Origin of the sequence: Candidatus Magnetobacterium casense (assembly GCF_019173545.1) — a bacterium.
Lineage (GTDB): Bacteria > Nitrospirota > Thermodesulfovibrionia > Thermodesulfovibrionales > Magnetobacteriaceae > Magnetobacterium > Magnetobacterium cryptolimnobacter.
Map to the genome: position 1 here is coordinate 1 of NZ_JABXWD010000108.1, position 9,898 is coordinate 9,898.

General features: G+C 48.5%; 9 protein-coding genes. All 9 read right to left on the reverse strand.

Annotated elements, in window-relative coordinates:
* Nucleotides 1-162: 162 nt before the first annotated feature.
* On the reverse strand, nucleotides 163-3,396 hold the full coding sequence (locus tag HWQ67_RS07540; RefSeq protein WP_218252072.1) for a molybdopterin-dependent oxidoreductase: 3,234 nt from the start codon (nucleotides 3,394-3,396) through the stop codon (nucleotides 163-165).
* Nucleotides 3,393-4,565 (reverse strand): NrfD/PsrC family molybdoenzyme membrane anchor subunit, encoded by a 1,173-nt coding sequence (nrfD, locus tag HWQ67_RS07545; RefSeq protein ID WP_218252073.1) that lies wholly within the window; start codon nucleotides 4,563-4,565, stop codon nucleotides 3,393-3,395. The genes HWQ67_RS07540 and nrfD overlap by 4 nt, the downstream gene beginning before the upstream one ends.
* A gap of 10 nt (nucleotides 4,566-4,575) precedes the next feature.
* Nucleotides 4,576-5,475, reverse strand: a complete 900-nt coding sequence (locus HWQ67_RS07550; RefSeq protein WP_218252074.1) for a 4Fe-4S dicluster domain-containing protein — start codon at nucleotides 5,473-5,475, stop codon at nucleotides 4,576-4,578.
* Between the two features lie 597 nt (nucleotides 5,476-6,072).
* Nucleotides 6,073-8,211: a chemotaxis protein CheA gene (locus tag HWQ67_RS07555; protein WP_218252075.1), complete on the reverse strand. Its 2,139-nt coding sequence runs from the start codon at nucleotides 8,209-8,211 to the stop codon at nucleotides 6,073-6,075.
* Nucleotides 8,208-8,573: a response regulator gene (locus HWQ67_RS07560; protein WP_040334141.1), complete on the reverse strand. Its 366-nt coding sequence runs from the start codon at nucleotides 8,571-8,573 to the stop codon at nucleotides 8,208-8,210. Before HWQ67_RS07560 ends, HWQ67_RS07555 begins: the two co-directional genes overlap by 4 nt.
* A gap of 34 nt (nucleotides 8,574-8,607) precedes the next feature.
* A complete protein-coding gene (locus HWQ67_RS07565; protein ID WP_218252076.1) occupies nucleotides 8,608-8,919 on the reverse strand; it encodes an STAS domain-containing protein in 312 nt (103 codons plus the stop codon).
* Between the two features lie 164 nt (nucleotides 8,920-9,083).
* The gene (locus tag HWQ67_RS20450; protein WP_218252077.1) at nucleotides 9,084-9,338 is read right to left on the reverse strand and encodes a type II toxin-antitoxin system RelE family toxin; all 255 of its coding nucleotides are present in this window, start codon (nucleotides 9,336-9,338) and stop codon (nucleotides 9,084-9,086) included.
* On the reverse strand, nucleotides 9,335-9,538 hold the full coding sequence (locus tag HWQ67_RS07575; RefSeq protein ID WP_218252078.1) for a hypothetical protein: 204 nt from the start codon (nucleotides 9,536-9,538) through the stop codon (nucleotides 9,335-9,337). Before HWQ67_RS07575 ends, HWQ67_RS20450 begins: the two co-directional genes overlap by 4 nt.
* Nucleotides 9,525-9,743, reverse strand: a complete 219-nt coding sequence (locus tag HWQ67_RS07580; RefSeq protein WP_218252079.1) for a type II toxin-antitoxin system HicB family antitoxin — start codon at nucleotides 9,741-9,743, stop codon at nucleotides 9,525-9,527. The genes HWQ67_RS07575 and HWQ67_RS07580 overlap by 14 nt, the downstream gene beginning before the upstream one ends.
* Nucleotides 9,744-9,898 lie beyond the last annotated feature (155 nt).

The following is a 9,898-nucleotide window of genomic DNA, read 5'->3' on the forward strand; positions in this document are numbered from 1 at the left end:
AGGGGACTTCTTCGTGGCCGGGGCGCCTCGCCCCTCCCCTTGCGGGGGGTTCTGAAGGGGGGCGGAGGGGGTGGGGCACCCCTGCCACAAACCGCCCCTTTCTTTCTTTTGCTACCATGAAATATAAAGAGGATACAAAAAACATGTGTCATTTCAGTATACTTATTTATGCTGCTTTTTGTACTTAATCAGCTTTACCTTTGTATCATAAAAGGAAACGCTGCCACCTACAGGGTCAAACAAACAAGTGTTGTTACGCACAGAGGGATCAGTCCACATGAGGGCGTTGGCGTGGATACCTGCCGTTCTTGCCTTGTCGCCCTTAATTAGCTTACCGTCTATTACGCAATCGCTGCCGCCTGTTGCCCAATTGCCAAACCCCAAGGCAAAACTTATCACCCCAGGGCGTATTGCCTCCGTTACTGATATCTTGCCGACGATGTCTTTCGTTACGCCATTTTTTAAATCCCAAACCCCCTTGGTATTTGTAGCGCTGACAACCATGACATATTCGCCATCGCTTAAGCCAAGCCTCTGGGCATCGGAGGTGTTTATCACGATTGCATTCTCCGGCATAAGGGCAAGCAGCCAGTAGCTGGATGCTGTCCGCGACTTCGTATGCATAACTACGCGGTGCGTAATAAGGTGAAGGTCATACCCCTTTTCGTATCCCTCCAGAGACTCCCCGATGTAATTGCGTTGTGGAATGTACCTGGCAATGCCGGGAAATGATTTGCCAGTGCCGGAGTATTTTTTGGTCGCTGTTTTTTCCTGATACATATTAATCAGCGCCCCATATCTGTGAGCAAGTTTATCGCCATCGTATCCTTTGCTGTGGTCCTCAAACCGCCCTCCCCTGTTTAGTATGAATACGACCTTAGGCCAAAGGTCATCGCCCGCTATGTTTTTCCACCTCTGGTAGTCAAAGACGTGTTTGGGGATATGGCGTCTGGCTTTTTTGAAGATCTCGATTTCATCCTCTGAGGCATCTGGCACAGGTTTTCCAACAACAGCGGTGTTTGTCACTGCCCTCAGATAAAGATCATCCATGTGTGTGAGGTCAAAATTACCGTCTATGGCACCTTTGCCAAAGGATTTCAGCCCAAGCAACTCCCCAATGGCCATCGTCAAAGACTCAAGACAAAGCGGTGTCTCCGTATTGAACACCTTTACGGTTTCGGTAAAGGGTGCAACAGAGGGTTGGCGTATCGGCTCTACCTTGTTTATCATATTGGGATGAGAGCCATGAAACTCCCATCTCTCCAGATATGTCAAATCCGGGAATATGTAATCCGAGTAAAGGGATGTCGTGCCTATACATATGTCAGATGTAAAAAACAACGGTAATTTATTCACATCAGCAAGCACATCAATGTTTGTCTGTCCAGCCGGCAGAGAATAGGCCGGTGTGCCCATATACAGAAACAAAGCCTTTATGGAATAAGGATAAGCATCACCTATGCTTGGTATTATCTCCTCATACACATCGCTTGACAGGGGATACCAGTTACGTTTTGCCGGATAGCCCTTAAATAACGTAGTGTGTTCGTATTCGAGGTTATGGCGTATGGAGCTTATGCCAAATGCAGCCATTTTGCCTGATATCTTGCCGATTTTAAAGGGACCGTCCTTGGTTGCGTCATATCCATATGTAGAAGCTTTGGATATGCCGCCCTTGTAGTCAAAGTTTCCAAGCAGCATGTTTATGGACATCCAGGCAAGGACATTGTAAAAGCCATTTGTATGTTGAGCCGGGCCGCGATGAATGTCCACTGCCGCTTGTTTTCCATAGCTTGTAAGCTCCTTTGCCACGTGTACGACGTCTTTGGGGTTGATCCCTGCTATTTTACACCAGTCATCGAAGCTGTGTTCAAGTGCAGATTCCTTAAGAATTTGAAGCGAAGACTTGACATGCATCTTTGAAGAGCCATCCTTTGACTCTATCTCAGTGTCAACAAACAGGTCACCGACAACGGGATTATCCTCGTCGTTAGGCTCAAATGCCTTTAATACACCATTTTCCATCACAACAAAAAATTTCTCTTCATACTCTATGGCCTTGGCAGGGTCCTTTTCATCAGGTACGGAGCATTTCCTGGCCTGTGCAAGACCGATGTCTGAGGCGCGGAGAAATTTCCCAGGCTTGCCATCCTTCACCTCGACAAGCCATGAAGCGTTTGTCCACGAGGTCTCCTTTGCCGCTTTTGCCGCCGCCTTGTTTGCACACTGCAGGAAGTTCTTGTCAATGCGCTCGTTGCCTATCATCCACTGTATTATGGCAAGGGCCATGGCGGCGTCCTCTCCTGGTTTAATAGCAATCCACATCTGTGCCTTGCCGGCGAGTTTTGTATATCTGGGGTCAACCACGGCAAATGTCGTAGCGCCATCGCTGAGGTTTTTGATAAGACGTACCGTCCTGTTAGTGGGTCCGTAGTTTGCCTCAAACAGATTAGCGCCGACAAACAGGATATATTTCGAGCTTTCCAGGTCTGCCTGCCAATAGAATTTCTTTCCGTCTGTGAACTTGCCGTGTTTATATTGCTCGCTTATAGCCTTACAGGTAAAGTAGAGTGAACCTTGGCATACGGTGGTGTGTCCATGTAGATTCACTGTGCCAAAGCCATCGGCCAGGCGGGATAAAAACTCCTTACGTCCGTTTTTCAAGCGTCCAAAGGCAATAATAAACTGGTTATTCTTTGGGCCAAGGTCAGGGTGTTCGGGGTCTATAAGCATGTGAAGGGACTCTTTGTATTGCTCTTTAAAGGCAGCCGTCAGTTCCTTTTTCTTTTCAGCGTCTTTTTCCTTCCAAAGTGTCTTGATATCCTCCCCCATTGCCTTCATGAGCGAATTGTCCCTGCATGCGCCAATTGATCGCAGTCCCTCTACCTGGCGATTTTCCTCTCCAGGGACGTGGGCAAACAGCTTTCCTCCCTCTACAATCTCCGTTATGGCCTTATCGAAGGGGATTGTCACCCATTTGTTTTCGCCTCTCTTACCGGCCCTTTTTAAGACACTGGCGATGCGGTAGGGGTCATAGAGATTCTGTATGCCTGCCTGTCCTTTGGGACATATAGCGCTGTCTATACGGGCAGCGTCATATATCGAGGTAGTCATGGGCAGGTTTGGCACAAGTGAAAACGGATTATATGGATTGCCGTCTATTTTAACTGCTACGGAGTCCTGAACCTTTACCTTTATACCACATCCGGTGTTGCAGTTGAGGCAGGACGTGTATATAATGTTCTCAGGTTCGTTTAGTGTATAAGGCGCATCTGGACGGGAATTGTTTATAATGCCGCACTGGGCATCGCCTGCCGCTGAAACGCCACCAAGTAGGGTGCCTCCTTTAACAGCAAGTTCCATGAAGTTTCTTCTGGACATAGTTTTATCTTTCATCGACTTACTCCCATGTTCTCAGTTTTCAAAAACAACTTTATACCGCCATAAGTCAGGGCCACAACCAGCGCTGCAATAAACAGGGCAACGAGATACTCGTTCAGAGAAGCCTGGTAGTCATATATAAGCCTGTTGTGGTGAAATGCCTCTTTCAATCCCTTGAGTTCCGAGATAGCCTGCCCTGGTATAAGAATGTTCAATCTTGCCGAGATAAAAGTTATAACGGTAATCAATCCTCCAACTCCAATAACCCTGGTGGATTTGCCCACAATCATCAAATAAATTGCTCCCAGGGAGCCTCCCACATGCACAATCCAGAACACCCACCAAAACGGGCCAAACATTATTAGTTCGATGGCTTGACGGGTGTGAGAGATCGGAGACCAGAAAGCGAGGCTATATTCGGCAAATTCAAACAGAAAGTAGACCATAATGCCGCATACCGTAATCCACCTCAATACACTGAATGGCGCCCGAGATACATTGGCAGCATTTCCTGCGGGAAATTCGGCACCGCAAACGGTTATACAATCCAGCAAGAGCAGAGCTGCCGAACCTGCCGTCAGACCGGAGATGAGAAAAAGAATCGGCATAATAGCCGATTGCCAGTAGGGTTTAGCGTCTACGACACCGAAGAAAGCCCCGCTCTGACTTGGAAAGGCAAATGAGGCGAAGATACCAAGAATTATCAATGGCACAAGCCAGCCGCTGGGGTCATTAATATCCCTATGGCTTGATTTCTTTCTGACAAGCAATAAGCACGCAGCAAGTATCAGGATAAAAAAGCTGTAACTCCATGCGTTAAATGTCATCATCGAGCTGAAGTTTGGGGTTATCATGATGCTAAAGGCCCTAAATGGATGACCAAGGTCAATCCATATAGCAAATAGCGCTGTAATAATGCATGCACCTGACACTATGCACACATAAGGGAAATGTTGTCGAAAGCCGGGCACATTAAGCAGATAACAGGCTCCCCCTATCGCAAAAACACCTCCGGCTATCCCGATAAGATGAAAATACATGGCCACCCACAGTCCCCAGGGGACATAACTGCCATAGCCTGTAAAACGTTCTGCCTCCAGAATCCTTGTAATTATCCCAATGCCCCCTGCTATTATGGCAAACACCCACAGGGTGAGTATGATTTTAAATGTCTTGTCTTTCATGCTATTATCCTCAAATTAAGTAAATCACTTGGGGCCTTGTACCTTTGGCCTCAAGCAACGTTATCTTGTTTGTCTTTGCTGCCATTTGGCTGACGAGTGTTTCTGCATCAGAGGCATCACCAAAATAGTTGGCTCTTCCTATACATGTACTTACGCATTGAGGCAGCAGACCGACTTCAATGCGATGCAGACAAAAATGACATTTCCTTGCGTTACCGACCGGGGAGTTATTATCCTTACGGTTCCATGCCTTGCCATACTCGTTGTTGGCGGCCAGTTCGTAGGGCTGAATTCGGGGTGTGTTTTCAGTATATTTCTCATTGAAATCGCTTGTCCTTGCCCCATAGGGACAAGCAGACAGACAATATCTGCATCCAATGCACTTGTCATAATCTATAACAACGATGCCATCAGGACGCTTCCATGTTGCCTTTACAGGGCACACCTCAGTGCATGGAGGAAGCTCGCACTGCATACACGGGCGGGGAAAATAACGTAACGACAGAAGGGGATATTTGCCGCTTAATTCCTGGATTACAGGTCGGTAGACAACCCCAGGCGGGAGTTTATTTTCGGCTATGCAGGCAACAGTACAGGCATGGCAGCCCACACACTTGCGAGTGTCTATAACCATCTGCCATTTTCTCTGTTCAACCGGTTTTTTCATAGCAGCTCGCAGTTCATCCTGCATTCGTATCAATATGTCATTGCCTTGATCTATTGTTACTGTCTTGAACTCCGGTAACGATCGGATGCTTTTATCGCCTATGGTGTCTGTGGTCTTCTTGGCAGTCTTGGAATAGGCGATCATTGATGCAGCTACAACAACACTTCCCGCAATAAGTGCTCCACCACGCACTAAATCCCTTCGGGTTATACCCGTGTCCGTGTCCTCAGTCTGTTTGTCCATAGCTATGCCTCCTTATTGTTCAATGGTCATTATTGTGGGTTAAAACATACAATCCACCTAAACCAGGATATTCGCCTACTGCTCAAGACCGCACTTATTGTAGTATGTAACAGTTAATCTCTGCTTGTCAACGGCACCCGGGCACAGGGGTGCATAAATTTTGGGTGGACGCCATAATACCGTACTTTTGCACTTTTTACTAATTTGACAATGTCATATTACAAACTCTGCAATTAAAAGATGTCTGAACCACGATTTAACGGCCCGGCGACTGTAGGGAGCAAAGTGATCAATCCTAGTTCAGACAATCCCTGATGTTTACTTGAATGTGACATTGTCAAACTAAATCGCCATTTAATACAGTTTTAAAAAATGGATTCCCGTTTTCACGGGAATGACAGGAAATGGTATTTTGCGCCCATATGTGCCTGGGGCGGCTCGCCCCTCCCCTTGCAGGGAGGCTCTGAAGGGTGCCAGGTGCGACTTTTATGGCAGACCGCCCTGCCTCATCCCCTGGAGCGCCAAGAAGCGGAGCCGCCCCTTTCTTTCCTTCTTCTTAGGGGGGGTGTACTATTACCAATTATCTATGTCATCGGCTTACGCGACGGCCTCCACGCCATCGAGTTTCACGGCACTGACGAGCTTGGGGGCATCCACGATGAGCGCCACGGTGCCATCTCCCAGGATGGTTGCCCCGGAGACGCCTTCGATGGTCTTGTACAGCTTTCCGAGAGACTTGATAACCGTCTGATGTTCACCTATAACGTAATCCACGACAAAGCCGACCCTCTGGTCCTCCACCTCCGTGATCACTATTTGCTCCACCTCCGGCGCCGGGGAGTCGAGCATGAAGTACTCGCGCAGGCGTATATAGGGCACGATGGCCCCACGCACATAGGAGATATGCCGTCCGTGTGACTTTTCGATGTCCTTGCGCGTCAACTCCACACACTCATGCACCACCGACAGGGGGATGACATAAAAGTCATCGCTGATCTTGACCAGCAGTCCGTCTATGATGGCCAGGGTGAGGGGCAGTTTCAGCGTTATAGTTGAACCGACGCCCTTTTTGCTCTTTATGTCAACTGTGCCCCGGAGGGCCATTATGTTTTTCTTTACGACGTCCATCCCCACGCCCCTGCCCGATACGCTTGTGACGTTCTTGGCGGTGGAGAAGCCCGGCTCAAAGATTAGCGAAAAAATTTCCCTTTCAGAGAGTTCGGTCTCCGGGGTGATGATGCCATTTTTGATGGCCTTGTTGAGTATTGCCTCCGTGTCAAGTCCGGCGCCGTCGTCGTCGATCTGGATCACGACGTTTGCCCCGGAATGTCCTGCGGCCAGGTGTACTGTGCCGTGTCTTGGTTTACCGGCCTTGAGGCGTACATCAGGGGGTTCGATTCCGTGGTCGATGCTGTTTCGGATGATGTGCACCAACGGGTCGTTGAGTTTTTCTATGACGGTCTTATCCAGTTCGGTTTCGGCCCCGTCGGTGGTCATAACGATATCCTTACCCAGTTCGCTGGAGAGGTCTCGCACGAGGCGTTTGAACTTGCTGAAGGTTCCGCCAATAGGCATCATGCGTATGCCCATGGTTCTGTCTCTGAGTTCCCAGGTGATGCGTTCCACTTCTTCGGCTATCAGCGACAGCACGGAATCCCCGAAGGCGGCAGAGGTCTGCGTCAGACGCGCCTGGACGGTGACGAGTTCGCCGACGAGGTCTACCAGGCCGTCGAGCTTCTCCGATGGCACCCGGATGCTGGCCATCGACTCCTGCTTGGCACGCTGCTGACGGACGTCCTTGATGTGTTGCTGCTCTACCAGGGCCGACTGTATCTGGTCCTCTTTAACGATACCGGAGTCTACGAGTATCTCTCCGACGCGCTTCTGCTTGCCCAGGACCCTCTGGAGTTCCACCAGGGAGACATCCCCGCGTGATATCAGTATTTCGCCGAGTTTGAGGTGCCTCTCCTCCTCCAGCATGTGACTGTCTGCCTCGATGACCTCAACGCTCAGGTCACAGACGTCCTGTACGAAGATAAAGACGTCTTTTATGGCGTTTTGGGCTGCGGTGGTGGTCAGCACTATATCCCAGGAGGTGTAGCACGCCTCGGCATCAAGGGCGCTGAGGTCAGGGACGGCGTCAGTCTGGGCAATGACCACGCAGTTACCCAACTCACGCAGTTCGTTAAGCATCAGCATCGGATTTGAACCCGTCAGGAACAGCTCCTTGTGCGGCTTGAAACGGATGCGGTACGTTACCGATTCGCTCTCTTCTTTTTGGTGTTCTGCCCTGGGTGGCCTCTGCTGTTGACCGCCCTCTTCCCCCTGAGGCTCCTCATCCTCCACGACCGAGCCAACCATCAGCGCCCTTAGGGCGGCGATGATTTCGTTTGATACGGCCTCATCGACGGATATGCCATCAAGCATGGCACGTATCTGGTCTCTTGCGCGCAGGGTGAGGTCCATCAGTTCCTTGGTAACGAGCATCTTGCCGGTTCTGACCATGTCAAAGGCGGTCTCTACCTCGTGGGTGAAGTGCGCTATGTCATCAAAGCCAAACATGGCCCCGGAGCCTTTTATCGTGTGCATGGCCCTGAACACCCGCCCGATCAGTTCCTCATCCGTGGGGGTCTCCTCAAGTTCCAGTAACGACGTCTCTAATTCGGTTAGAAGCTCATTTGCTTCCTCCTTGAATATCTCTCTGCCCGCATCAAGACCTTCGCTTGCTTCGCTCATCCCAGCACCTTTTTTATGACCGCCAGTAGTTGTTCCGGCTTAAATGGTTTCACGATCCAGCCTGTGGCTCCGGCTGACTTGCCTTCCTGCTTCCTGGTATCCTGCGATTCCGTGGTGAGCATGACTATTGGTATGAACTTAAAAGCCGGATTGGCCCTCACGGCACGGATGAGTCCTATGCCGTCGAGGTTGGGCATATTGAGGTCGGTTATAATCATCTGCACCGTGTTTGTACCGAGCTTGACCAGTGCGTCCTTGCCATCAACGGCCTCCACAACGGTATAACCCGCACCCTTGAGGGTAAAACTAACCATCTGTCTGATACTTGCCGAGTCATCCACCGTCATTATAGTCTTGCCCATAATATAACCCTCCTATATCTAACAATAATTTTTCTTATTTTTCGTTCAACAAATTCTTAACGACGTGCGTAAAGCCGCTCTGCTCAACCACGTCTCTGAATGCCTGTGCGCTGTTGACAACGCCTATGGTCTTCCTCGATGCCTCGGCGCTGCGCAACGTCGCAACTACGATCTGAAGGAACGATACGTCCACGGAGACGACGTCCTTCATATCCAGGACGGTATGACTTACGCTGCCAATAGCCTTCATGAGCATGATTCTTATCTCCACGGCGTTCTGTATCGTCAGATCCTCATCCAGTGTTAGCAGACCCTCTTTATTGGGTGTCTTTATTGTAAATTCCATCTTAATGACCTCCGGTTATTGTAATCTATTTGATGTATTTTTTATAAGCTCTACTATGTTATCATAGATTCTCCTTTTATTTCTCAGATTTGTAATTCCATTTTTGTTGTAAGATAGCAACGGATATCGGTACCCTTTATAATCAGCAAAATGCTTGTATTTCCTCACCGATAAACATCCTTACGATGACCGATATTTAAGATGGTTACTACCTTTTTATAATCATCAATCTTATAGATAATACGATAACTTCCACCACGAATACGCCAACCTTCTCTGCCCGTTAACTTTCTGGAACCATATGGCCTTGGCTCATCTCCAAGAGACTGCAATGCCTTCTTAAGGCTATTATATGTATCATCACTTAGACCGGATAGTTCTTTCTGTGCCCTCCTTAAAATGAGAACTTCGTAACTCACTTTCTGGTTGCTTCTATTTCCCTGATAGCCTGGTCTAATGGTATCGCTTCATCCCCTGATGTCTTTGCCGCGTCATAGGCTCGAATTGATTCCAATTCTTCCATATCTTCGAGTATTTTTTTATAGTCCTCTATCTGAAGGATTACTCCTGTACGTTTTCCATTATCGTCTATAATGAATTGTTCATTAAAAACGCTCATTTGTTTCCTCGTGCAGTCTTATTATTTGAGGGATATCCTCTTCATTATCAAAATGACAACTGAGGGCGTCTTTTATGTTTTCCTTTAATTCATCCATCGTATCACCCTCCGTAAATATAGAATATCCCTCCGCACGAGCGCAATAGCCTCCGGAACTGCCTACATATTCTTCTTCTTTTTCCACTATGAAAGTTATTTCTATCATTAAATACCTCCAATAATTGTATCATAATTTGTATCTTTCTTCTCAGCTATGGTTTCGCAGTTTCTGGATTCCTGTTTACACAGGAATGACATGGACGGGCCAAAGACGCCATTTGCTGTCATTCCCGCGAAAGCGGGAATCCATTTTTCAAGCCG

Bases quoted from the DNA above. Each gene is read 5' to 3' on its own strand.
- HWQ67_RS07540 (WP_218252072.1), bottom strand. From the start codon at position 3,396: ATGAAAGATAAAACTATGTCCAGAAGAAACTTCATGGAACTTGCTGTT.
- HWQ67_RS07575 (WP_218252078.1), bottom strand. From the start codon at position 9,538: ATGAGCGTTTTTAATGAACAATTCATTATAGACGATAATGGAAAACGT.
- HWQ67_RS07550 (WP_218252074.1), bottom strand. From the start codon at position 5,475: ATGGACAAACAGACTGAGGACACGGACACGGGTATAACCCGAAGGGAT.
- HWQ67_RS07560 (WP_040334141.1), bottom strand. From the start codon at position 8,573: ATGGGCAAGACTATAATGACGGTGGATGACTCGGCAAGTATCAGACAG.
- HWQ67_RS07555 (WP_218252075.1), bottom strand. From the start codon at position 8,211: ATGAGCGAAGCAAGCGAAGGTCTTGATGCGGGCAGAGAGATATTCAAG.
- HWQ67_RS07580 (WP_218252079.1), bottom strand. From the start codon at position 9,743: ATGATAGAAATAACTTTCATAGTGGAAAAAGAAGAAGAATATGTAGGC.
- nrfD (WP_218252073.1), bottom strand. From the start codon at position 4,565: ATGAAAGACAAGACATTTAAAATCATACTCACCCTGTGGGTGTTTGCC.
- HWQ67_RS07565 (WP_218252076.1), bottom strand. From the start codon at position 8,919: ATGGAATTTACAATAAAGACACCCAATAAAGAGGGTCTGCTAACACTG.